Below are 24,937 nucleotides of genomic sequence, written 5' to 3'. Positions count from 1 at the left end.
TACTTAATTACTAGTAACTTAGTCGATTAATACTTGTAGCTGTACCGCATTTTAGTAAACTAACCACTCGCAAACAGGGAGTGGTTTTAATGCAGCAAATTGGTATTTACGAGCAGTTAATTACGCAAGTAATTGAGCAAAACTTAGATCGTGATCAATTTTATGTGGGCGAGCGCCAGCTTGAAACAGCCGAAGCAGCAACATGGCTTTCACGCTTTTTAAGTAAACTTGTAACGCATGCAATCGATGCCATTCCTAACTCGAACGAGCGCCTACAAGAACAGATTAGCCTAGCTAATAGCCTTGTACTTTGGCTTAAAGATCATATTCGTGATGACGAGCTAATTAACGAAAACCTTATCGACAGCCAAGGCCGAATACTTACCGCACTGTTTAATACCCAAAACCCGATTGCGGCCAACCTTAAAGATTACTCAAGCGATATATTTCCACTCACAGGCCTTACCCAAAGCGAGTTATTTAGCGGTGCTAATGCAGGTATATCGCTCGAAACCGAGCTAAAGCGCGAGATCAAATCGTCCGACACTATTTACTGGCTTGTCTCATTTATAAAATGGACGGGGCTGCGCATTTTTAAAAATGAGCTTGAAGCGTTTACTAAAAGCGGTAATAAACTCAAAGTAATTACTACTTCATACATGGGCGCAACGGATGCTAAAGCCGTTGAGTTTTTAGCAAACCTACCAAATACCGAAGTAAAGCTAAGTTATAATAATCAGCAAGAACGCCTACACGCAAAGTCATATTTATTTATGCGCAATACGGGTTTTCATACAGGCTATATTGGCTCGTCTAACTTATCGCATTCGGCGCTTACCAGCGGCCTTGAGTGGAACTTAAAAATTACCGCACAAGAAATTCCGCACATAATAGCTAAAACCAAAAGTACCTTTGAAACCTACTGGGAATCAAAAGACTTCGAGCTATTTACAGGCGCTGTTGAGTGTAAAGAAAAGCTCATTAATTCACTTAACGAGCAACGCGGTGTTGGGCAATCAAGCAGCCAGTTTTATTTTGATATAACACCAAAAACGCATCAGCTCGCTATTTTAGAAAAGCTAAGTGCTGAGCGCAGCGTACATAATCGTTTTAAAAACTTAGTAGTTGCTGCAACCGGCACGGGTAAAACCATAATATCGGCGTTCGACTTTAAAACTGTTTACGATAAAAACCCAAATGCTCACTTTTTGTTTGTAGCCCACCGAGAAGAAATACTAAAACAAGCGCAAAGCGCTTACCGTGGAGTGCTTAAAAATAACGACTTTGGTGAGCTGTGGGTAGGTAACTACAAACCACAGCGCTACAACCAATTATTTGCATCAATCCAAACGCTGAACAGCCAAATTGAATCGCTCAATTTAACTCACGATTACTACGACTACATAGTGATAGACGAAGTACATCACGTAAGCGCGGCCAGTTATCGCGCTATTTTAAACCACTTTACGCCCACAATATTACTTGGCTTAACCGCCACGCCAGAGCGACAAGATGGCGCAAATATCCTCGATGACTTTTGTGGGGTAATAGCCGCTGAAATTCGCTTACCAGAGGCAATAAACCAACGCCATTTATGCCCGTTCCAATACTTTGGATTGGATGACGACACCGACCTAAGCCAAATAACATGGCGAGGCGGCCGTTACGATATAAGCGAGCTAAGTAACCTTTATACAGGCGGGAACAGCCGCGCTAACAAAATTATATCCAGCCTTGCTGATATCGTAACCAATGTTCACGCTATTAAAGCACTCGCGTTTTGCGTAAGCCAAAAACACGCAGAATTTATGGCTAAAAAGTTTAACTTAGCAGGCATAAACGCCGATGTACTCACCAGCAAAAACACTAATGAGCGCGCGACCAAACAACAAGCACTGCGTCAAGGCGAAATACAAATACTTTGCGTGGTTGATATTCTTAACGAAGGCGTCGATATTCCAGAAGTCGATACACTATTATTTTTACGCCCAACTGAAAGCCTAACGCTGTTTTTACAGCAATTAGGCCGTGGTTTGCGCCTGCCCGACAACAGCCAAAAGCAATGCTGTACGGTACTCGACTTTGTAGGCAATGCCCTCCCAGAATACGACTTTGCCAGTAAATTCCGCGCGCTAATTGGTAAAAGTAACCAACCAATAAAAACTGAAATTGAAAACAACTTCCCACATTTGCCGCTGGGTTGCCGTATTGAGCTACAAAAGCGCACACAACAAACAATATTAAAAAATATTCAGCAAGCAATAAACAATAAACGCCGTTTACAGCAGCTCATAAATAGCTATTCGCAACACACTAATGACGCGCTCACGCTAAGTAATTTTTTACGCATAAACCCGCAAGTCACGCTTGAAGATATTTACAAACCTAAAGCCGGTAGACTCGGCGGCTGGTACTGGCTGAAAGGCGATGAAATATCAACGCAGCAAGCCGACATTTACGCCGCATATTACCGCGCAATCAACACCCAGTTACTCGGCTGCAACTCGCTTAGCTATTTATGCTTTTTACGTGATTTATGTAACAACGACTTTAGCTTTACGCCAACAGCGCAAAACCACCAGTACGCGCTTATGGCGCATTACAACTTTTGGGATACCACAGGCACAAGTTTAGGTTTTAAAACGCTTGAACAAAGCTTACAAGCGCTTAAACACAAAGCGCTACAACAAGAACTTGCACAAGTAATTACGCTATTAATAAACCGCATTCACCAGCAAGAAAGCGATTTAGCGTGCTTACCTAATCATGCAATAAAATTACACAGCCGCTACACGCGCCAGCAAATACTGGCCGCATTTAGGGCGCACTCGTTTGATAAAAAATCGACCGCCCGCGAAGGCGTTTTAGAATTTAAAAACCAAAACCTAGAGCTGTTATTTGTAACGCTTAATAAGTGTGAAAAAACCTACTCGCCCACCACGCTGTATCACGATTACGCAATCAGCCCCACTCTATTCCATTGGCAAACGCAAAACAGCGCCCGCCCAGAACACGGCCGCGGCCTTAGTTATATTCAGCACCAGCAAACAGGCAAAACCATCCTGTTATTTGTACGCGAACAAGGTAAAGACGAAAATGGCCGAATTATGGGATTTGTAAACTACGGCGAGGTTAAATACCAACACCACAAGGGTAGCCAGCCAATGAATATAACGTGGAAGTTAACCAACCCCATGCCAAGTGAAATGTGGCATGAGGCTGGGAAGTTAGCGGTTGGATGATAAATAAAGCAGACAAAAAATGACTGCTATATTTTAAGTGTGGACATCACTCAATATCGGTTAAAAGTTTTGGGGTACCAAATTGCTTTAGCGAGCCACCCGCCTGCTCAATAACTTTCAACCAAAACAATTTAAGTGAATTAAGGTCTGCTTGAGAAGAATATGCTCGCCCACCGTTTGCGTAGCCGCCACCTATAACAAATACATCTACTTGAGATAGCGCAGTTGGAGAAACAACTGCTGAATACTTTGCAAATTCATCATCCGCATTAATGGCTCTAATACTGCCTGAAGCATAAAAACTAGAAATATCAGAATTCTCCAACATATCAGATACAAGAATCATTATTCTACGTTGAGTATTATTTTTAATATAAATAGCTGAAGATACATCCAGTATTGATCCCACAAGCTCAGTTTTAGGATAACTTTGATCGCTATCGTGGAATGAAGCTTTCAGTTTTTCATGAACCAGATCAATAGCCTTATTGCTTTGCATCTCCATACATTTATCAAATTTCCCTAATTTTATACGGTTCATTGCATTGCGCTGTTCCTCCTTGAGGGGCTGGTCAAATTCTCCTTCAAATGCAATGTCGGTATAGTGACCTTGTGCATTTGCTGAAAAGGAAACTATTCGAATGCGATCACCAGGACCTAAAAGTTGCTGCACTTGTTTATGGACACTTTTTTTAAGATTTGTATCTAAATTCACTGTCTGATCGACTAAAACAACAACATCTCTAATTGAGGTAGCTGGTTTTAATTCAGTCATATCAGCGTAAGTATAACAAGAAATAATGTCATCTCTATCCGTCTCAGCAAAGGCTAAAGAGCTAGTCATCACTGCTAGCAACATCAATTGCTTAATCATAATTTACCTTCTGCTTTTAATTTTTCAAGAACACGAGCTCTCTGCTCTTCTGGAGTTTCTTGTTTCTTAGCCTGTGCTTCGGCAAGAATCTGCTTTTCTAGTTCTTCATCACTTAACGATTGCTCTTTTGTTTCGGTAAGAATCTGGCTCTCAATCTCTTCATCTGTAGGTTGTTCAATCCGAGAATTAGAGCTCACAGCTTTAAATTCATCCGCCGTAACTTGGCTAGTAGACTTAGAAATAATATCTGAGTGCTCACGCTCTCTCTCAAGCATAGTTTGTGTTTGTCGATTTCGACTTGATAAAGACTGTTCTGACTCTTGCTCTACATACCTAAGAAAAGTTCGGTCAGATGCCTTCTTAAGTAAATCTGATACACTGCTATTCATAGTGCTATCTATAAGCACTTTGGCCATACGAGATTGCAAGTCTCCAAGTGTTTTTTGAGCACGTTGTGATATTCTCTTGCTCTTTGCATCCATTGCAGCTTCATATTGATTTTTTGTGTTGAACTTGTGTGTATTCTTCCAAGCCGACTTTGAATGTTTGCCTACAAAACCAAACTTAAAAGAAACCCAAGTAGCGAATGCTTGTAAAACAATAAATAAAATAGCAAGCATACCAAATGTAGCCCAGCTACCTTCTTTTGTTGCCTGACAGATCTCACTTTCTCCTTTTCCTACAGCTTCTGCTGAAACTTTCTGAGACTCAAGCGGAGGTGGTGGTGTTGAACTATATAGGTCATCTAAGCTTGTTAAAGCTGCATTTGATGTTGCTGAACTAGGTTGGCACATTGCATCTTGTGTTTGTGCAACTTCGAGTGTTTTAACTCGAACAAAAGTAATGATGATACCTATAGCAATAATTGCGACTAAAGCACCTATTGTAAATGTATGTTTCTTCCTTGGAGAATTAACATCTAACCGATTAAGCCGTTGCTTATATTTTGGTCCATTTTCATCAGTAAAATTGTCAATTTCGTAGTCAAAATCGATATCATCTAAAGTTCTAGGTCTACTTTCTGTATCATCAACTTGCCAGTTATTACGTATACGACCAAGAATGCCGTTACGATAAAGCTCATGACCCATCATATGAGTCAAAAATGCAAGAATAACTGCAAAAGCAATTGCCACAATCCAAGTCATTGTAACTCGTGTATTTTCAGATGCGCTTAAGTCAATGAAACCAGCCATTGTGTAGCTAAAACCCCAAGCTTCTAAAACGAGAACTGCAAATAAGCCAAGCATCAATAATGTACCTAAGGGCTTCCTCCCTGATTCACCTACAATTGATAAATATTTTTTACTAGATTCGTAATAATCTCCATCTTTATGAATTTGAGAGTACAATTCACCATAGTCTTGACAGACAACTGTTTCTGAGTGAAACCAGCGTCCGGCAGTATCTGGGTTTTTAGCCAGTGAACGTAATTTACTAAATAAAAAGTTATGATATTTAAATCCTTTCCACCACAAACTAACAGCATCCCAGTTGGTGTATGCAATGTACGCCAAAATAGAAAGCGTAGCAGCGATAACAATAAGAATATCGCGATAAGTTTGTAATACACTGAATAAGTCCATCGTTTTATCCTTTTACTAAATTCATGTTGAATGCTTTTGCCATTAATTCATTATTTTCTTGATAAATAACAGCACTAGCTTGTGTCTGAGTAGAACCATTGGTACTAAATACCACATCACTACAGCGCATTAGTGCATTATCATCCTGAGCAAACATACGAACTAAAACAGTTCCGTCTCCACGGTATGTTTCTACACTTACAGGGTATTTAAGATCAGCCTTAGTTGCGCTGCCATCATATTGTTTATAGAAACTGAAATATGGTTTATGCGTAGGGTTAAGATTATTCTTTTCTATGCCGATAGGACCAAGTGTTATTGCTGTAGAACCAGCCATACCGTACCATGCAGTTCCAAAAAGATTACTAATACTGTCAGCGACTTTAGCTTTCTGAATAGGCCTTCCGTTATATGGTTTAAGTGAAGATTGAACAACTGGTGCCGCATAGGCACAACTTCCCATAAATTCGGAGTCGTCAGCATTTGCAGCTGTAAAAAAAGTCATAAACGACTCTTCTTCTCTTTCACCCAAAGCTGTTATCACATAACTCTTATCAAACTCTTCAAGTTTAACTCCCTGTAACCCAAGGCTTGTAGAGTGCTGATTATTACTTACAGACACGGTGGGAGTAGGTAGTGATTTTTTAGTTTTAACTATAACAGGAAGGTCATTTATTACATTTTCAATACGTGTTTTCTTTGCACTTGCAACTTGGATAACCTGCTCATCTGATACAGTATTCGCTTGAACCGACTCGCCGGTTGTATCCATGAGCACGTCTATTATTTCAAAGCGACGATTTTTACTTTTTCCTTCATTCGTAAAGTTACTCGCTACAGGTTGTGACTCGCCCACACCTTCAAAAAACAAACGGTTCTCATTTACGCCAGCATTTACAAGTTCATTAGCAATAAATTTTGCGCGCTTTTCTGATAAGCGTTGGTTAAACGCTGCAGACCCTGAACTGTCTGTATGCCCAACAACATATAGTTTTGAAGCTGGATCAAGTGATTTTACATAACCTTTGAGAAATTTTTGTAAGTTTGCAAGTTGTTCAGAATCTGTTATTTGGGCTTTTCCTGAGTCGAACATTGGCTTTTCGGTGGATAATGAAAGCTGAGACGCTATCACGTTTTCAGTGGCGTTTTCTGAAAAGCTAGCCCCATTAGCTTCGTTATTAGAGATACGCTCAAATTCTGGTTTTAATGAGCTTTCCTCTGCAAGTTTGGCTAACTCCTCTTCTCTTTTATCTAAATAGTAGCCTGCGCCACATCCAGCAATAAAACCTACCCCTGCGCCCATGGCTGCTTTTTTTGGATCGCCTGTTACCAAAAAAGTACCTAACGCACCAACTACAGCCCCACCAACACACCCTATAGTTGTGTTAGATATATTATTTGTAGCAGCACAACCGCTTAGTACTAACGGAGCTGCAAGCACTAAGGCAGCAGTTCTATGGATTTTTTTACATTTCATTTTTTATTTTCCTTTTTGAAATGATTGCTTTTAATTTATACAACGCAAAAATAAACTGCAATTTAAAGCTTTGCCTGGAAGCTGCGCACCTAAAATGATCAAATTACTCTGGTACTATTTGTTTAAACCGTGCGAACGTTCGCATGTTTTCATCAGCAATCATTACTTCATAATCTGGGTTTTGAGCGATTAGCTCATATTGCCCGTTTGGTAATTTATTAACTTTACGCAGTAAATATTGCCCTTCTCCAGTTATATCATCTCGCTCTATCGCGACAATTTGGCCGCGTAGCGATCCGGCTTTATCAGAGGTTATAAGCTCAAGTAGTAGTAAGTCGCCATCATAAATTGGGGCTTTACCGCCGTTCATAGAGTTACCCGATGCACGGGCTAAAAAATGTACGTTTGGATCAAGCTTGCCTGCACCAAAAGGTGCGTCCATTAATTCCATATCGCTTTCATCCCCTGTTTTAAAATGCCCGCAGGCAATTTTAATATTAGGGAAGTACGGCAGTTTTAATGCGTTATCTTGCGCGTTTGCTGTATCGGCAAGATCTTTAAACACTAACTGAGTTACATTGTCAGCTTCTTGCTCTGTATTTTGTTTCGTGGTTGGCGTTTTTACTTTTAGCCGCTGGTTGTATTTGGCTAAGGTGTATTCAACCAGCTCTAACACGGCGCTGTTTAGTAATTCGCATTTTTCTGCAGGTACGTCAAACGTGGCTTTTACGGTGTTGTTTTGTAAGGTAAACCATTGTGTGCCGTCTTTATTTTTATTGGTGTAGGCTTTAATTGGATTTTTACGCCAGTAGCTTTGCCATGTTTGCGAATCTGCAGCTGCTTGCTGTTCTTTAATAGGTAAATCGTGTTGCTTTAAATTCGGATGGCGCGCGAGTACCTTTGCACTCATTACAGCAAGTTCTGCAACTGTTGGGGGGTTAGCAAAGCCATTCAAAGCAACATACGCTTCAAGCAAAATAGCTTTAAAGCATTTGGTCATACTGGTTGTTTGTATGCCTTTATGTAAAAAGTCGTAAAACGGTGCTAATTGCTTGGCACTTTGCTGTGCTTCGTCATCAATATTTTGTGTTTTAGCAATTAGATCAAACCAACTAGTGTAGTTGCTGTTTACCTTTTTTATATCGCCGTAGTGGTAGTAAAACTCGCTTAATGTAGGTAAATGCCCTAGTTGCTCGGCAAGTTGTGTTATATCTTCTAACGCTGTGGTGCGCTGTATATTGGCTAGCTGCTGCCAAAAGTTGGTAACTTTTAAGTCAATATTTATAAAGCAGCCATCAGCAAGGTTTGGTTTTTTAAGCTTTTTAACTACACCAGTTGGCGTGGTTTCATGAAGTAGCGCATAAGGTTTATTTAAAAAGCTGTGGTGGTTACCAATAAAATCGAGCACCACTAAATGTGTTTTACCTTCAAGAGTTCTTAAACCCCGCCCTAATTGCTGTAAAAAGAGTATTTTAGAGTCGCTTGGGCGCAGCATTAATATGGTATCAATGCTTGGTAAATCAGTCCCCTCGTTAAACAAATCAACGGTAAATAATACTTCAACTTGACGCTGTTCTAATTGTTTTAGTGCATCATTACGGCGTACTTTTGACTGGCTATGTACAGATAGCGCTTTTACACCCGCATTATTAAATGCAGCCGCCATATAATCAGCATGTTTAGTAGATATACAAAAACCTAATGTGCGCTGCTGTTTGTATTGCTGCCACTGTAAAAGTGCGTGGTCTGCCCGTTTTTGGGTTGCAAATTTGTTTTCAAGTGCTGTTGGATCAAATCGGCCATTACGCCACGGAATAGCTTGGTAGTTTACGTTTTCATCCCAAATACCGTAGTAATGAAATGGCACTAACGTTTTTTGGTCTATCCCCTGCGTTAAGTTACGCTCAAATACTAGGTTGTTGTCGCATAACCCTAAAATATCAGCTTGGTCGGTACGCTCTGGTGTAGCTGTTAAACCCAGTAAAAACTTGGGTTCAAAGTAGTTTAAAAGCTGGCGATATACGCGCGCACTTGCATGATGAAATTCGTCAACAATAATGTAATCAAATGCTGTTGGTGCAAACTGCTTTAAGTGATTACTTCGGCCAATGGTTTGAATAGAGGCAAATAAACACTCAGCGTTTTTGTCTCGCTGCTTACCGTTATAAAACCCAGTAGATAAAGTAAGTAATTCAGAAAAAGTACGCTGTGCTTGCAAAAGTATTTCTTCACGATGCGCTACAAATAAAACACGTTTTGCTTTGAATTGTTTTACATCAAATGCACTTAACCATGTTTTACCCATACCCGTTGCTAAAACCACTAAGCCACGCTTAAAGCCCTCAGTACGCGTTTTCGCTAAGGCATTAAGCGCTTCAATTTGAGCTGGCCTTGGTGTTTTAGCTTCATTCTTTTCAATAACTTGCTCAGCTGTATCAGCGTGGTTTACCGATACAAACTGCTGTGTTTTACGCCGAGTAATGTAGCTATTTATCCATTCATGGCTTAAATGGGTAACAAATTCGTGATTAAAAATATTTTCAAAAGCTGTGCGAATACTTAAAAACTGCTTTGCTGCTTGGCTTGTTTTTGGTTGTGTATAATCGTGTCTAAAATTCCACTCATGCCCTTTGGTTAATGCGCTGGCACTAATATTACTTGAGCCAATAAAGGCACAGCCATCAGTAATCTCTTTTTGGTCGTTTGTTTTTATAAAAATATACGACTTCATATGAAAACTTTGATTACTGTGCGTTTGGTAAATACGCACATCGGCTCCACGATCTACTAATGCCATAAGTTCTCTCAACGCATTAGGGTGAGTAATATCAAGGTAGTCTGAGGTAAGTAGTTTGAGTGTTGCGCCGCTTTGTAAAGCTTCGCTTAGGGGATCGAACAACAGTTCTAAGCCACTTGGCTGAATAAATGAAACTGTAATTTCAATCTCAGTGGCATTGTTTATGGCATGTACAAGGTTGGGTAATAACGGATCATTATCACCCGTAATAAGCTGTCGGTTATTACTTTGCAGGTGTTGATGTTCGCTAAAACTATTCACTTATAATTTCGCTTTGCTATGTGTTAACAAGGCATTTAACCATACTTCGCTTTCGCGCCCTGGGCGCTGATCAACACTTTGCCAGTGTTTCATTATGCTCAATTGCGTGTGCTGATTGATTAAATCACTTAATAATTGCTCGGTTAAATCGGTAAATTCACGACCATTATGCACACGCTCTGTATCGCCATATTTGAACGACACATACAAAACGCCATTCGGTTTAAGCGCATTTTGTAGGTTTAAAAACACCTGCGGTAACTCAGCTTTTGGAACGTGTAATAAACTAGCGCAGCACCAAATCCCGTCGTATTGATTTACACAATTTAGCTCTTGGAATGTTTTAACCGCTACAGGTTGTTGTAAGTAACTGCTTGCCAACTCTGCCAGCTCTGGGCTTGCATCAAACGCACTCACGGTAAAACCCTGTGCTTTAAAAAATGCGGCATCGCGCGCACTGCCACAACCGGCATCTAAAATACTACCGTGTTGTGCAACGTGCGGTAAAAACTCAGCATAAAGCGCCGTCATATCAACGTTAAGTGTTGAGTCGCTAAAAGCTTTGGCATTTTGGTTGTAATAAGTAAGTGTGGTGTTTGACATGAGACTCACCGCTCCTTGGCTAATCGTTTAACAGCTAAGACACTGTTAATACTGCATTCATTATTTGTTTAATCTACAGGAACAAGCGCATTAAATATAGGCTTAATAAGTAGAAATTTTTAAATTAATACGCCGTTGTTATTAAGCACTGATGCTGAGTGACACACGCTGTATAAAATATAAAATACAACCACCTTTCTATAAACACCTGCATACTGGGCATTCTCATAATTACGGATGGTTTTTACATCTTTACACAAGCCCGCGCCGCTAAAATACAAAAGCTGGTTTATACTGTTGTAATAATAAGCAAAAATAATAACTATGAGGCGCAATGAATAAATTAATTACCGTATTTTTATGTTTGCTGTTTACGGCTCCATTTAATGTATTTGCTTGTGAAAGAACCTTTAGCGTAGCATCGCACGATGCTTTTTGGCCGCCTTATGTAATGGGCATTAACGGTAAGCTGCAAGGCTTGGAGGTTGATGCGCTTAACATTATATTTGCTGACTCCCCTTTTTGTTTTGAAGTTAAGTTACTGCCAAATTCTAAGCGGGCTTTTATTGAGCTTAAATACGGCCGTATTGATTTGGAGTGGGCTGCAAGTTATACAGACGAGCGCGCTAAATATGTGCACTTTAGTGATAACTACCGAACTGAGGTTATGCGTTTGTACGAAAATACAAACAATCAGCATAACGTTAAAAACCTCGAAGATATTTTTAAACAAGGCCTTACCGTGGGCGCTAACTTTGGGAGCTACTACGGTGAGGAGTTTGAGCAATATAAAACTAAATATAAAAAGCAGATTGAATACACCAGTGCAACCAGTAAACGCTTTGAAATGCTTAATAAACAACGTATTGATTTTGCTATTGAAGACGAGTTAGTGGGGGCTTATTTTGCCAAAAAAGGCTCAAATATCAAATTAGTAACCAATATTGAGCATGTAAATAAAGACGATATTTATTTAATGTTTAGCAAAAAAACGGTGTCGGTTACTGAGCTTGCAGTAATTAATGAGCATATAAACAAAAACAAAACAGCACTTAAAGCGTTGTTTGAACACTAATTTAAGGAGTGTAATGAAAACTTTATTTTTAACATTTACTACACTGCTATTTACTCACTTTAATGCCCTTGCGTGTTCAAAAACATTGGTAATGGGCACTAACGAAACTAATTGGCCGCCTTACCTTGTTAAGCAAGGTGATACATTTTTAGGCACAGAAGTGGATGCTGTAAACGCTATTTTTAAAGATTCAAAATTTTGTATTAAATGGACTTATTTCCCTAGTTTTTCGCGTGTTCAAGCTGAGCTTAAAAATGGCCGAGTAGATATAACCTACGCGGCAAGTTATACAGAGCAACGCGCACAATATGCGCACTTTAGTTTGCCCTACCGCGAAGAAGTTATGCATCTTTATAAACATAAAGACTCGCCTGATGTAACCAGCTTAGCTGATCTTTTTAGTCAAGATTTTACAGCTGGTATTAACCGGGGGAGCTTTTTTGGTAACGAGCTTGAACAGTTAAAAACTAAGTATCCAACACAGGTCGTGCTTACTGCTCAAGCAAATAATCGATTTAGCATGTTAGATAAAAAACGAATCGACTATGTTATTGAAGACTCTGCTGTTGCGCAGTACTTTGTGAAAAAACACTCCTCAATTTCGCAGGTAAAAACTATTACACCGATTAACGTTAACAATGTGCATTTTATGCTAAGCAAGGAGTCGCTAACACTTGATGACGTGACGACTGTTAATCAACTAATTATCAAAAATGCGGCCGCTATAAAGTTAATTTATCAGCCTATGCATTAAAACATAGCTAATAACTTAGCTATTTGGCGCCCCCTCTTTAATATTGCTTGGCATTAGTAATTATTTACATTGTGGCTGTAAGTACATTCAACACTACATACGTTAAAAATAGTGACCTAAAACCGAGAATTGCCGTTATTTTTACTTGGTTATAAATTAGCTGCCTTTTATCTTTCATTCGTTGTGGCTGATCTGTATAATTCGCCAGCTAATTTACCCTATTGTCTGGTTCTTGTTTGTGGCGTTTTGCTGCAGCGTACTCCTGTCAGTACTAATCTAGGATTACCTTTTTTGATCTCCACCGCAAATATTACGATGCAGTTTGGCGCAGAGCCGTTGTTTGAAAACATTTCAGCTAAATTTGGTAACGGTAACCGTTACGGTTTAATTGGCGCTAACGGCTGCGGCAAGTCGACTTTCATGAAAATTTTAAGCGGTGCGCTTGTTCCAAGTGCGGGTAATGTATCTATTACTCCAGGGTTAAAAGTAGGTAACCTAAGCCAAGACCAGTTTGCTTTTGAGCAATACAGCGTTGTAGACGCGGTAATTATGGGCGACGTGGAGCTTTGGAAAGTAAAGCAAGAACGCGAACGTATTTACTCTTTACCAGAAATGAGCGAAGAAGACGGTATGAAAGTTGCCGATCTTGAAAGTGTATTTGCTGAAATGGACGGTTACACGGCAGAAAGCCGCGCTGAAGAGATTTTGCTTGAAGCGGGTATCGATAAAGAATTTCATTACGGTTTAATGGCAAACGTTGCCCCAGGTTGGAAACTACGTGTGCTTTTAGCACAGGCGTTATTTGCAAATCCTGACATTTTACTACTTGATGAGCCTACCAATAACTTGGATATTCATACAATTACGTGGCTTGCTAACGAGCTTAACAAACGTAAATGTACGATGATTATTATTTCGCATGACCGTCACTTTTTAAACTCGGTATGTACGCACATGGCCGATATTGATTACGGTGAGCTGCGTATTTACCCTGGTAACTATGAGAAATTTTTAGAAGCTGCGGGCTTACAACGCGAGCAACTTTTAGCTGAAAATGCTAAAAAGAGCGCTGAAATTGACGAGCTACAAGACTTTGTTAACCGTTTTGGTGCTAACGCTTCAAAAGCTAAGCAAGCAAGTTCGCGCGCTAAAAAAATGGATAAAATTAAGCTTGATGAAGTTAAATCTTCAAGCCGTATGAGCCCATCGCTTTCGTTTGACGAAGGTAAAAAAATGTATCGTCAGGCGCTTGAAGTTAATAAGCTTGGCCATGGTTTTGATGGCGAAACGTTATTTAGCGGCGGCGACTTTTTACTTGAAGCTGGCGCTAAGCTTGCTGTAATTGGCGAAAATGGTGTGGGTAAAACTACATTTTTACGCTGTTTAGTAGACGAGCTTAAAAGTAATGAAGGCGAAATTAAATGGTCTGAAAATGCGAGCTTTGGTTATTGCCCGCAAGACAGCACTAAAGATTTTGATAACGATTTGACGTTGTTTGATTGGATGTCGCAATGGCGTACAGCTAAGCACAACGATTTAATGGTTCGTGGCATGTTAGGCCGTTTGTTGTTTACAGCAGACGATTCAAACAAAAAAGCGCGTAACTGTTCTGGTGGTGAAAAAAACCGCCTGTTATTTGGTAAGTTAATGATGCAAGACGTTAACGTGCTTGTTATGGACGAACCAACTAACCACATGGATATGGAAGCCATTGAAGCGCTTAATAACGCGTTAAAAGATTTCCAAGGTACGCTTATTTTTGTAAGCCATGACCGTGAGTTTGTTTCGTCATTAGCTACACGTATCATTGATATTAAAGATAAAAAAGTAATCGACTTCCAAGGTACGTTTGACGAATACCTAGCAAGTTGTGAAGAGAAAAAAGCGTAAACTCTTTTTTTATTGCTTATAAAAACGGTGCTAAATTTAGCGCCGTTTTTTTATGTGTGGAATTTGAGTTTAACTATAAAATTAATTAATAAAGGCTTAAATAAATAATTCACTAAGAGGTTAAGAGACGCTACGCTTTTAGAGTCAGTGATAAAATACTCGTTTCTGGCTTGGTTCTTCTCATTTGCTCCTCTTTGGCTTCTCCTAGTGCAATAGTTTTTCAAGTAAATAGTTCACTAATGGTGATATAAGACGCAGCGCTTTTAAAGTAAGTGATAAAATACTCGTTTCTGGCTTAGCTCTTCTCATTGACTCCTCTTTGGCTTCTCCTAGTGCAATAGTTTTTCAAGTAAATAGTTCACTAATGGTGATATAAGACGCAGCGCTTTTAAAGTAAGTGATAAAATAAAAAAACACTGTTTTTTGACTTAATTCTTCTTAGTTACTGCAGCATCGCTTTCTCTTATGCAATTAATGACTCTTATCGCAGAGCTGATTATTCACATTATTTTATTGGTAAATTCTGCATACCTCACTGCTTTAAATCTAGTCATATTCTCCTGTAAGTCTTTGTCACTTAATGCTAATGTTGATGGAGTGAATTATTTAAAACTTTAATAGCTAAACCAAGAGGTAACTATGTCTAATTGGGTTGAAGCAACAGTAAAAAATGTCACGTGGTGGAGCGAAACACTCTTTAGCTTAACCGTTAATGCAAACGTAGAGCCGTTTAAAGCTGGGCAATTTACAAAGCTTTCAATAATGGATGGCGACAAACGTATTGCTCGGGCTTATTCATATGTGAATGCCCCTGAAAACCCCGATCTCGAGTTTTATCTTATTAACGTAATTGACGGTTTGCTCTCTCCTCGTTTAGCTACCTTACAACCTGGCGACACCGTGTTAATAGAACAACACGCAACCGGCTTTTTTACCCTTGATGAAATACCACAAAGTGATCAGCTTTGGATGTTGGGGACTGGCACTGCCATAGGGCCTTTTTTATCGATATTACAACAGCCCGATGTATGGAAAAAATACAAAACTTTAAATTTAGTGCATGGCGTACGTTTTAATAACGATTTAAGCTATCAGGCACTTATTAACGAGCTATCAAGAGTGTACCCAGCACAACTTAACTATATTCCGGTTGTAAGTAGAGAGGAGCCATTACAAGGCTTAAGTGGGCGAATTACTAACGCAATTGTGAGCAACCGCTTGTTTGAACATGTAAAGTTAAACCCAAAGCCCAGTAATGCACAATTTATGATTTGCGGAAATCCACAAATGGTAAAAGACACAACCGCGCTACTTCTCGATAAAAACTTTACGCGTAACCGCCGTAAAAACCCCGGCAATATTACGGTAGAGCAGTACTGGTAGGCTTCAGTGGTGGTATTAACTACCCGATAACGTTAAAATTTGCTATGTTGCACCCTTATACTAATTTTATCAAAAATATGATCATTCTATTGCATTAAATAACTCACTAACTGCGTTAAAGGTTATTCATATAGAACAACTATATGTCACAATTTTCGCGTTGTTATTGCGCTATTTTTTAACGCTATAATAGATCGCCTATTTAATGTAATTGGTATTACACGTATTTAGTGTTCATTTTAGGAAAGTTATGAAACCGTTATCTATTATTTTAGCCTCATTAGTCACTACCGTTGCGCTAATTACTTATGCCGCAGAGCAAAGCGAGCCTGAGCAAAAAGAGCCGCAAGTTGAAGCTCAAACAAGCGTTGAAAAGCCAAAAGTTGAAAATGAGCAATCAGTAACTCAAACCAACACTGACGACAAAGTAAATACGCTTGAATACAAAGCGCCAGAGCTTAAAAAGCCAACAATTGATGCGACTAAACCAGACGATTCAAAAGTATTAGGTAACGAGCAAATTAAACCTGCTGAAAAGCCTAAAAATAAAATAGAAAAAGCAGTGGCTGTAGCCGAAGCTGAAAAAGCAGTAACGCAAGCAAAAGAAGCACTTACAGTTAAGCAGCAAACTAAAGCTAAACAATCGCGCGAATCACTTGCTGTGGTAGAGCAGCTAGTTAAAGCATATAACGCACGTAACATTGAAGAGTTTCTTCGTGTATATGCCGAAGATGTTGAGTTTTATATTTTCCCTAATGAGCTATTATTTAAAGGTAAAGAAAAACTAATAGAACGTTATGGGCTAATGTTTAAAAAGTTAAAGTGTATTCACTCATCACCAATTAAGCGCATAGTGCACGGTGATATAGTGATTGATCACGAACTTTCAGAAACTTGTTCAACTGACGAAAACGTAGTTGATAAACGCTCAGAACTTATTTCGAGTTATCAAATTAAAGATGGGAAAATAGTACGCGTACTGTTTTTTAGATAAAGGCTTTAAATGCAAATAAATGACGACAAAAAAATTCGCTTAATGTATCGCATTGAGCCAGGTTGCCTTGGACCTAAGGGTGCTGAGCATGTTGAAGATTTTTGTCGTTTTGCAAACAAGCATATTAAATCCCCCTTTTATGGCCAATTTGTATTTTTACCACGTTACGATAAAACCATAGACGAGCGACAATACAGCGTTAACAGCCGTAATTTATCACTTGCTCAGGCTCGGGCTTACTTAAAGCACTTTGATATTAATATTGAAGAATTTGAAGAACAACTCGACGAGCTCCTCACAAAAGCGATTGATTTATACTTTAAGCGATAGCGTTTAATTGCTGTTGCTTAGGTATTGCCTCCCCTCAAACGTACATTTTTATTTATTTTAATTATTATTAAATAATATAAGTAATTTCTTTCACAAAGATAAGGTAATCAGTAATAACTGAGAAAAACCAGTCCAGCCAATATGTATCACTACTCTAAAAGCGCAGCGCCTCTTAACCTCTTTGTGAATAATTAGCTCTTTAAAAGCTTTTATTTGCACAATGAGAAGTAAAAGAGGAGTAAATGAGAAAAGCCAAAAACAAAAACAGTATTTTTATGTGTTATCACTCACTCTAAAAGCGCAGCGCCTCTTAACCTCTTTGTGAATTAATTAACTAAATATTTTAAAAGCATTAAAAACAAAAAAGCGGTGTTAATTTTAACACCGCTTAATGCGTAATATATTTAGCTTTAGTAAGCTTGGGTTACAACATAGGTTTTATAACATCAAACACAGCTTCTATATGGTCGTCTCTGTCGTTTAGTGCCGCTATGTAACGGTATTTTTCGCCGCCTGCGTTTTCGAATATTTCACGGTTTTCACCTTCTAGCTCTTCAAGTGTTTCTAGGCAGTCGGCGCTAAAAGCAGGACTTATAATAGCTACATCGGTAATACCTTCATCAGGTAAGGCTGCAAGAGTTGCGTCGGTATAAGGCTTTAACCACTCTGCTTTACCAAATCGACTTTGAAAAGTACTAATTACTTTGTCTTTATCAAGGCCTAGTTTTTCGACAACTAAACGCGTGGTTTGTAAACATAGGCAATGGTACGGATCGCCGCGATCTAAAAACAATTTAGGCATACCGTGATACGAAAAAACAATTTTTTGTGGCATACCATTCGCTTCTAAATCCTCACTAATACTATTAGCAAGCGACTCAATGTAACGGGTGTTTTTATGATAGCCATTTATAAAATGAAGCTCTGGCACCCAGCGCCATTTTCGCAGTACGCTCGATACAGCATCAAACGTAGAACCCGTAGTCGGGCTAGAATATTGCGGGTACATTGGTAAAATAATTATACGCGTTAAGCCTTTATCACGAAGCTTTTCAAGGCCTGCCTCTATTGAAGGGTTGCCATAACGCATTGCCATTACTACTTCAGTATTGGTATAACCTTGCTCTTTTAATAAAGTATTTAACTTTACACTTTGCTGGCGAGTAATGTGGGTAAGTGGTGAGCCGTTTTCGGTCCATATACTCTCGTATAATTTAGCCGAACGTTTTGGGCGTACGCGTAAAATAATGCCATGTAAAATTATCATCCATACCAAGCGTGGTATTTCTACAATGCGTGGATCTGATAAAAATTCGCGTAAATATGTACGAAGCGCAGCCGCTGTTGGTGCATCAGGGCTGCCTAAGTTAGTTAGCAGTATTCCCGTTTTTTGGTTAAAACGCCCATCATGGGGGTTGTCAGTAACCGCAGAAAATCGCGACACAGAGTGCTCCTTCAAGCAAATTCAATAATCTATTTTATGCACATTGTAACGAAAAAAACTGCGGTTTAGATCAATCATTTAGCAGTTTTCACCATTATTCTGAACGGGGTTGGTTTTTTCGATTCTAGCTGTTGGAGTTTTTCTATCGATTTACTGCCAAATACATGACCTTTGGGCAGCAACATTATGCCCGTATGGCTGTGTAGAGCATGGCCCAGTACCATTTGCTCTTTGAGTTCATGGGCGTTACAAATTAGCACTGATCCTGCTGAACTTTTTTGTTCGTGTAGTTTTGCATGGCTTGCTTCAAGTGCACGTACAATTTTAGGATGATAAAACGATCCACTATAAAGTTTTACACTTTCGAGTGCGTCATCGTGGCGCTGCTTTTCATCACTTGCATTGCTTTGCTCAAACGCGTCCCAATAGTCGCGCGCTAAACCTAGCACCATAGCGCCTATTGGTATGTCGTTTCCGGCAAGGCCTTTGGGCATTCCGTTTCCGTTAAAGCGCTCAAACTGATAATAAATAGCATCCGACAAGTCATGTAAATGTATTGCTGGCATTAACATTAATTGTGCAGTACTTGGGTGAGTATAAAAGGTTTTGCGTTGTTGCTCGTTTAAGCGGTTAACTGGTTTTTTATAAAGATCAGGATCCATAGCAAGCAAGCCTATCTGCGCCAAGTAACCAGCCATAGGGGCAAGATCAATGCTTTTTTGCGACAAGTTTAAATAAAGTGCTATTTGTGTGCAGGTATTAGCAATATTTTGTGCTTTGTTGCCATCTAGGTAAGGGTTTGCGTTAACAAAATTATATAGCAGCTCTACGGTCGATTTATGCTCTTGTTTTTCGCGCTCGTTGGCGTCTTCAAGCTTTTTTAAAACCTGTTTGATTTGTAAGGTGCGTTTTTCTACCCGTTGTTCAAGCGAATTATTAAGCTCTAGCAACTCTTGGTTTTGCGCTTTAACTTGTGCCTCTAATTTTTGATTTTGTTTTTTTAGTGCAAATTTTTCTAGGCTATCTCTAATGCTACGAAGTAATAAATCGTTTTGCCAAGGCTTTTGAATATAACCATTTATTTGGCCCTGATTAACAGCCGCTAAGGTGGTTTGTATGTCGGCGTAACCGGTTAATAAAATGCGTTGGGTGTCGGGTGCCAGCGCACGTGCTTTTTCTAAAAACTCGGCACCGTTCATTACCGGCATACGCATATCGCTAATAATTAAACCAAACTCATGATTTTTAAAAAGCGTTAGTGCACTTTGCGGGTTATCGGAAACAATAACCGACAGGCCATTTACTTCAAGTAGTCTTGTTAACGTGCGTAGTACTATTTCATCATCATCAATGCAAAGTACATCAACCTGATTTATTGGTGTGCTTGGTGTTACTTGAGTCATTGAGTCGCCTTTAAATTACTTCTGGTTAAATAATAGCTTAAAAAAATACTCTATGGTGTGTTTGTGCCTACCTTTTATATTAAGTGGTATTTACATAATGGAGTTATTAGCAATAAGTAGATAATTACTTATGCATAATATTAGGCCTTGGCTGCACTAAAGTTGCAAATTTGCATACAGACGACTAAACGTTAAGTATAAAGTTATCTATATGGATGAAGGGAATGGATGGATCAGATGGTAATTTTGAACGTGCTTTTTTAAACGAACAAAAGCTGCGCTTAGCTGCAGAGCAATTACTCAAAGATAAAAGTAGCGTTTTAGTTGCCATAAATAATGAACTACAAAAAAAAGTAGCCGACTTAGAACACCAACAAATGCTGTTTGTGCAAACCGAAAAAATGGCGACTTTAGGTACACTTAGTGCAGGCGTTGCCCACGAAATAAATACCCCGCTTGCCTATGCAATGAGTAACGTAGAGAGCCTACAAAACGCAAGCCCTTTACTGGTAGCGCTGCTGAAACTTAACGAACAATATTTAAATAACGAAATTAAAGAGAGCCGTTTTAAACACGAAATCGACATACTCAATTTACAGTATCCGTACGCGTGGATTTATAACAATTTGCAGGGGCAAATTAACGACAGCGTTGAAGGACTTAAACGTATAAAACAAATAGTGCATGACTTATTAAACTTTGCCCACCCCACCTCTTCTCAAGATAAACAATTAGCCGATGTAACAACGGGTGCTAATAATGCTTTAAGGTTATTGAGTAGCAAACTTAAATTATGCGAAATAAAAACGCGGTTTGAACCCCTACCACTCATTTGGTGCAATTTATCGTCAATTAATCAGATTTTTGTAAATCTTTTAATGAATGCTTGGCAAGCTTGCGAGTTAGATTTAGAAAAAGGCTGCATTATTGAAGTCAATATTTTTGAACTACACACAAATATTTGTATTGAAATAAAAGATAACGGTTGTGGCATGAATGAAGACACAATAGCACATATGTTTGACCCTTTTTACACAACAAAAGAAGTCGGAAAAGGCACCGGTATGGGTATGACACTTGTATACGCTATGGTGAGCGATCACGGTGGAAAAGTAGAAGTTAACAGTACATTAGGCACAGGTACGACCATTCGCTGCCTATTACCTTTAAAAGTGTAAAATAACGAACAAAACCACATTGTAAATAAAGTGTTAAACATTCTGTTTTTTGATGTTTAATCCCTTCTTAGCACGTATTTTAACCGATTTGATGTGGTTTTTTCTTATCTTGAAGTTTATTTGCATACTTAGACCAAATATTTAGTTTTTTTCATTTCTTTTTGTTTGCATATGTTGCTAGGATGTTTGCAACAGGTTGTGAGCATCATAACCACACACATATTATTAAGAATACAAAAAACAGGGTCGTCACTATGTCAACATACCGTTTAAACACACTTGCTGTAGCCGTTGCTTTCGCGTTTAGCGCACCAAGCATTGTTAACGCTGAAGAAGCACCAGTGCAAGCTGCTAAAAACATAGAGCAAATATCTGTATTAGGATCGCGTGTATCTAACCGTACCTCTACAGAGTCTTCTTCTCCTATTGATTTAATTGACGCGGATGATTTAACTAAAGGTGGTTTTACCGAATTAGGCCAAAGCCTTCAAGCGACAGCGCCTTCATTTAACTTTTCGCGTACACAAGTATCAGACGGTTCAGATTTATTTAGACCCGCAACACTTCGTGGCTTACAACCAGATCAAACCCTTGTATTAGTAAATGGTAAACGTCGTCATAACCAATCAATTTTTGGCCTTAACGGTACAGTAGGCGCAGGCGCTGCGGGTACTGATATGAATGCCATTCCGCTAACAGCACTTAAAGGTGTTGAAGTATTACGCGACGGCGCTGCAGCGCAGTATGGCTCTGATGCTATTGCAGGTGTTATTAACTTATCTCTTAATAACTCAACCGGTATTACAACGGGTTTTGTACAATACGGCGGCACAAGTGAAGGTGACGGCGACACTATTTCAGCAGGTTTAAACCGTGGTTTTGAATTAGGTAACGAAGGCGGCTTCATTAACCTATCGCTTGAGTACCGTGATGCCGACGGCACTAACCGCGCCGAGCGCGATACGGGGGGTTCGCTTAATGTTGAACCAGGTACGCTAAGTGAAGATGTACGCTGGGGCCAAGGTAACTCAGAAAGTGAATTTACGTCGTTATTTTACAACATGGCATTACCAATGGGCGACGGCGAGCTTTACTCGTTTGGTGGCTACTCTGAGCGCACGGCGCTGGGTAATGGTTTTTACCGTAATTTTAACGAAGCCTCTAAAAACGTAACCCAAGTATATAGTGATGGTTTTTTACCGCGCATATATAACGAAGCACAAGATATTTCAGTAGCGCTTGGTTTTAAAGGCGATATAAACACAGATTGGACTTACGATGTATCGGCTGTTTATGGTGAAAACCAATACGATTTTACATCACGCAATACATTAAATGCTTCTTACGCGGCCGAGTATTTATTTAATAACCCAGATGCAAGCGATGCCGACATTGCAGCAAACTCAGGCCCTACTGGCGGTTACTCAGGTGGTTTTAGATTCGATCAAACAACGGTTAACCTTGATGTAAACGGTATTGTAGATATTGGCCGTAGTGAGCCTTTATATGTAACAGTAGGCGCCGAATACCGTAAAGAAAACTACGAAATAGTGCCTGGCGATGAAGCATCATACGCGTGTGGGTTAGCAAATATGGATACTTCGTACCCATCAGTAAACGATCCGGATCAATTTGCACAGTGTGGTTTTCAAGCTTATAACGGCCTTCGCCCTGAAGCTGCTAACGACAGCGACCGTAACAGCTACGCAGTTTATGTAGACGTAGAAACTATGATCACCGACGCATGGAACGTAAGTGGTGCACTACGCTATGAAGATTTCTCAGATGCTGGGGATGATTTAATTGGTAAATTAGCAACACGTTATGAATTTTCAGATGACTTTGCAGTACGTGGTGCACTGTCTACTGGTTTTAGAGCGCCATCACTTCAACAAAGTGGTTATACAGCATTTACAACTAACTTAGGCTCAGACGGCACATTAACGCAGTCGTTCACAGCAAACACAGGGACCGCTTTCCCAAGTGCGTTAGGCGTAGATAGCTTAGAGCTTGAAACATCAACAAACTACAGCGCTGGTTTTGTTTACGATGTAACAAGCGAGCTTTCGTTAACGGTTGATTTTTACCGTGTAGAAATTGAAGACCGTATTACACTTGGCAGCTTGCTTTCGGCTGACGACGTATCGTTTAGCTCAGAAGCGGTTGCAGCGCTACAAGCAACGGGAGCTGTGCAAGCTAACTACTTCTCAAATTCGGTTGATTCTACTACGCAAGGTGTTGATATTATTGCATCGTACCGCACTGAAGTTGAAGGCGGTAATTTAGGAGTAACCTTTGCAGGTAACCTAAACGATACTAAAATTGACAGCGTAAACGCAGAAGACGGTATTCCTGAAGCGGTTGCTTTTGACGATTTACAACGCAGCTTTTTTACCGACGGACAACCGAGCGAACGTGCAACGCTTACGTTTGACTACGAACGCGATGCCTACACATCAACCATTCGCTTTAACTACTTTGGCGAAACAGATGTAAAATACTTTGGTAACGACCATATTTCATTACCAGGTGAGCTTTCGCCTACGGGGTCATTTAAACCAACAAGTACGGTTGAGTCTGCTGTGTTAGTTGATTTAAATGTTAGTTACCAAATTAATGACATGTTTGCGCTTTCGGTAGGTGCCGATAACGTATTTGACGAAACACCAGATGAATTAGGCGACGACGAAGTACTTAATTTTATCACCAACGGCGCATTTAAATATCCAGTACGTGCATTGCCATACGGTTTTGACGGCAGAACGTATTACGCAAAAGTAAGCTTTAGTTTTTAATTATCTTATAAAAAAGTAAAGCAAACTAAGTAATTATAAGCGCAGTTATTAACTGCGCTTTTTTTATGCTTTTTTATTATTAAAAAACTACCAAATGGATGTTAAAAATACTTGCGCGGTTGAAAATTAAGCCTACAATCGCCATCTCTTAAATAGGCCAATATAAAAGCCTCTTTATTATTTAACTTAAAATAACCATTAGTTGATAGGAAATATATGACTAAAAAATCTAAAACAAAAACCGCAAACACCAGCGCGGTAGACACAGGACGAGGCGTTATAAACCACAATGCACTAGCGGCAATGGTCACCTCTAAATTATTTAAACCACAAGTGGTTAAAGCTAAAAAAGGCAAAGGTTCATTTAAACGCAACAACAAGCATTCAGGACAAGAGTCCTATTTAATCGCGGCTTAAATAGCACCGATCAAATAGGGCTTTTGAATATAATAAGCGAGGTTTTATACCTCGCTTTTACTTTTAGTTCTTTATTATTTTAACTCGCAAGCTGTCCTCTAGAAGCGCAGCGCCTCTAAACCTCTTTGTGAATAACAGCCCTTAAAATATGAACGCACAAAGAGAAGAAAAAGAGGAGTAAATGAGCAGACAAAGTCCATTTGTTTAAGTTATATGATATTTCACCACTGAGGCGCTGTGCGCTACACAAACAAAACACGAGTAATGGTTAGTCACGGCTCCTTGTTTTCTCCTTCACTTCTCGGTGGTGATTAAGTTACTTGTTTACTAATGCATCCGACTAAATGTAAAAGCGGTGCTTTTAAACGCCAGCAAGCTGCGCGTCTACAGGTGCTTATACTCAAGTTAGAGTATGGTCTGTAGAAGGTGACTTG

Annotated in this window: 17 protein-coding genes; 10 read left to right on the top strand and 7 right to left on the bottom strand. The window is 39.4% G+C overall.

Annotated features, from left to right (window positions below):
• Window positions 1-89: 89 nt before the first annotated feature.
• On the top strand, window positions 90-3,242 hold the full coding sequence (locus QMA08_RS08120) for a DEAD/DEAH box helicase (protein ID WP_290174150.1): 3,153 nt from the start codon (window positions 90-92) through the stop codon (window positions 3,240-3,242).
• 46 nt (window positions 3,243-3,288) lie between these two features.
• On the opposite strand, the gene QMA08_RS08115 is transcribed toward QMA08_RS08120, so the two are convergent.
• The 5 genes from QMA08_RS08115 to QMA08_RS08095 form a co-directional block, all read right to left on the bottom strand.
• Window positions 3,289-4,116 carry a hypothetical protein gene (locus tag QMA08_RS08115; RefSeq protein ID WP_290174149.1) on the bottom strand — a complete coding sequence of 276 codons (828 nt, stop codon included), beginning with the start codon at window positions 4,114-4,116 and terminating at the stop codon, window positions 3,289-3,291.
• Entirely contained in the window at window positions 4,113-5,702 is a 1,590-nt protein-coding gene (locus QMA08_RS08110) for a hypothetical protein (RefSeq protein ID WP_290174148.1), read from the bottom strand. The genes QMA08_RS08115 and QMA08_RS08110 overlap by 4 nt, the downstream gene beginning before the upstream one ends.
• A 4-nt stretch (window positions 5,703-5,706) precedes the next feature.
• A complete protein-coding gene (locus QMA08_RS08105; RefSeq protein ID WP_290174147.1) occupies window positions 5,707-7,179 on the bottom strand; it encodes an OmpA family protein in 1,473 nt (490 codons plus the stop codon).
• A 103-nt stretch (window positions 7,180-7,282) separates the two neighbouring features.
• Complete coding sequence (locus tag QMA08_RS08100) at window positions 7,283-10,237, bottom strand: DEAD/DEAH box helicase family protein (protein ID WP_290174146.1); 2,955 nt, start codon at window positions 10,235-10,237, stop codon at window positions 7,283-7,285.
• Window positions 10,238-10,840, bottom strand: coding sequence for a class I SAM-dependent methyltransferase (locus QMA08_RS08095; protein WP_290174145.1), 603 nt, complete (start codon window positions 10,838-10,840; stop codon window positions 10,238-10,240). It lies immediately after the preceding gene.
• 334 nt (window positions 10,841-11,174) lie between these two features.
• On the opposite strand from QMA08_RS08095, the gene QMA08_RS08090 reads away from it, so the two are divergent.
• The 6 genes from QMA08_RS08090 (at window position 11,175) to QMA08_RS08065 (ending at window position 17,266) form a co-directional block, all read left to right on the top strand.
• Window positions 11,175-11,915: a transporter substrate-binding domain-containing protein gene (locus QMA08_RS08090; RefSeq protein ID WP_290174144.1), complete on the top strand. Its 741-nt coding sequence runs from the start codon at window positions 11,175-11,177 to the stop codon at window positions 11,913-11,915.
• A 13-nt stretch (window positions 11,916-11,928) separates the two neighbouring features.
• A complete protein-coding gene (locus tag QMA08_RS08085) occupies window positions 11,929-12,669 on the top strand; it encodes a transporter substrate-binding domain-containing protein (RefSeq protein ID WP_290174143.1) in 741 nt (246 codons plus the stop codon).
• A 291-nt stretch (window positions 12,670-12,960) separates the two neighbouring features.
• Complete coding sequence (locus QMA08_RS08080; RefSeq protein ID WP_076914907.1) at window positions 12,961-14,559, top strand: ABC-F family ATPase; 1,599 nt, start codon at window positions 12,961-12,963, stop codon at window positions 14,557-14,559.
• A gap of 639 nt (window positions 14,560-15,198) precedes the next feature.
• Complete coding sequence (locus QMA08_RS08075) at window positions 15,199-15,942, top strand: ferredoxin--NADP reductase (protein WP_290174142.1); 744 nt, start codon at window positions 15,199-15,201, stop codon at window positions 15,940-15,942.
• A gap of 250 nt (window positions 15,943-16,192) precedes the next feature.
• Window positions 16,193-16,936 carry a nuclear transport factor 2 family protein gene (locus QMA08_RS08070; RefSeq protein WP_002962106.1) on the top strand — a complete coding sequence of 248 codons (744 nt, stop codon included), beginning with the start codon at window positions 16,193-16,195 and terminating at the stop codon, window positions 16,934-16,936.
• 9 nt (window positions 16,937-16,945) lie between these two features.
• Window positions 16,946-17,266 carry a hypothetical protein gene (locus QMA08_RS08065; protein ID WP_076924937.1) on the top strand — a complete coding sequence of 107 codons (321 nt, stop codon included), beginning with the start codon at window positions 16,946-16,948 and terminating at the stop codon, window positions 17,264-17,266.
• 424 nt (window positions 17,267-17,690) lie between these two features.
• Here QMA08_RS08065 and hemH read toward each other — a convergent pair whose 3' ends face one another.
• Together hemH and QMA08_RS08055 are read right to left on the bottom strand one after the other, a co-directional pair.
• A complete protein-coding gene (gene hemH, locus QMA08_RS08060; RefSeq protein WP_182768630.1) occupies window positions 17,691-18,710 on the bottom strand; it encodes a ferrochelatase in 1,020 nt (339 codons plus the stop codon).
• Between the two features lie 74 nt (window positions 18,711-18,784).
• A complete protein-coding gene (locus QMA08_RS08055; protein ID WP_290174141.1) occupies window positions 18,785-20,113 on the bottom strand; it encodes an HD domain-containing phosphohydrolase in 1,329 nt (442 codons plus the stop codon).
• A 224-nt stretch (window positions 20,114-20,337) separates the two neighbouring features.
• Here QMA08_RS08055 and QMA08_RS08050 point away from each other — a divergent pair, with 224 nt between their 5' ends.
• From QMA08_RS08050 to QMA08_RS08040, 3 genes are all read left to right on the top strand, one after another.
• Window positions 20,338-21,291: a HAMP domain-containing sensor histidine kinase gene (locus QMA08_RS08050; RefSeq protein WP_182693303.1), complete on the top strand. Its 954-nt coding sequence runs from the start codon at window positions 20,338-20,340 to the stop codon at window positions 21,289-21,291.
• A gap of 254 nt (window positions 21,292-21,545) precedes the next feature.
• Entirely contained in the window at window positions 21,546-24,086 is a 2,541-nt protein-coding gene (locus QMA08_RS08045; protein ID WP_024597458.1) for a TonB-dependent receptor, read from the top strand.
• A gap of 216 nt (window positions 24,087-24,302) precedes the next feature.
• Entirely contained in the window at window positions 24,303-24,503 is a 201-nt protein-coding gene (locus tag QMA08_RS08040) for a ribosome alternative rescue factor ArfA (protein ID WP_182693223.1), read from the top strand.
• Window positions 24,504-24,937 lie beyond the last annotated feature (434 nt).

This window comes from Pseudoalteromonas sp. APC 3355 (genome assembly GCF_030407615.1).
Classification (GTDB): Bacteria; Pseudomonadota; Gammaproteobacteria; order Enterobacterales; family Alteromonadaceae; genus Pseudoalteromonas; species Pseudoalteromonas distincta.
The sequence above is the reverse complement of the archived record's forward strand: the minus strand, read 5'-3'. Positions and strand labels throughout refer to the sequence as shown.

Bases quoted from the DNA above. Each gene is read 5' to 3' on its own strand.
- QMA08_RS08040 (WP_182693223.1), top strand. From the start codon at position 24,303: ATGACTAAAAAATCTAAAACAAAAACCGCAAACACCAGCGCGGTAGAC.
- QMA08_RS08055 (WP_290174141.1), bottom strand. From the start codon at position 20,113: ATGACTCAAGTAACACCAAGCACACCAATAAATCAGGTTGATGTACTT.
- QMA08_RS08050 (WP_182693303.1), top strand. From the start codon at position 20,338: ATGGATGGATCAGATGGTAATTTTGAACGTGCTTTTTTAAACGAACAA.
- QMA08_RS08075 (WP_290174142.1), top strand. From the start codon at position 15,199: ATGTCTAATTGGGTTGAAGCAACAGTAAAAAATGTCACGTGGTGGAGC.
- QMA08_RS08070 (WP_002962106.1), top strand. From the start codon at position 16,193: ATGAAACCGTTATCTATTATTTTAGCCTCATTAGTCACTACCGTTGCG.
- QMA08_RS08065 (WP_076924937.1), top strand. From the start codon at position 16,946: ATGCAAATAAATGACGACAAAAAAATTCGCTTAATGTATCGCATTGAG.
- QMA08_RS08120 (WP_290174150.1), top strand. From the start codon at position 90: ATGCAGCAAATTGGTATTTACGAGCAGTTAATTACGCAAGTAATTGAG.
- QMA08_RS08085 (WP_290174143.1), top strand. From the start codon at position 11,929: ATGAAAACTTTATTTTTAACATTTACTACACTGCTATTTACTCACTTT.
- QMA08_RS08115 (WP_290174149.1), bottom strand. From the start codon at position 4,116: ATGATTAAGCAATTGATGTTGCTAGCAGTGATGACTAGCTCTTTAGCC.
- QMA08_RS08095 (WP_290174145.1), bottom strand. From the start codon at position 10,840: ATGTCAAACACCACACTTACTTATTACAACCAAAATGCCAAAGCTTTT.
- QMA08_RS08090 (WP_290174144.1), top strand. From the start codon at position 11,175: ATGAATAAATTAATTACCGTATTTTTATGTTTGCTGTTTACGGCTCCA.
- QMA08_RS08105 (WP_290174147.1), bottom strand. From the start codon at position 7,179: ATGAAATGTAAAAAAATCCATAGAACTGCTGCCTTAGTGCTTGCAGCT.
- QMA08_RS08045 (WP_024597458.1), top strand. From the start codon at position 21,546: ATGTCAACATACCGTTTAAACACACTTGCTGTAGCCGTTGCTTTCGCG.
- QMA08_RS08110 (WP_290174148.1), bottom strand. From the start codon at position 5,702: ATGGACTTATTCAGTGTATTACAAACTTATCGCGATATTCTTATTGTT.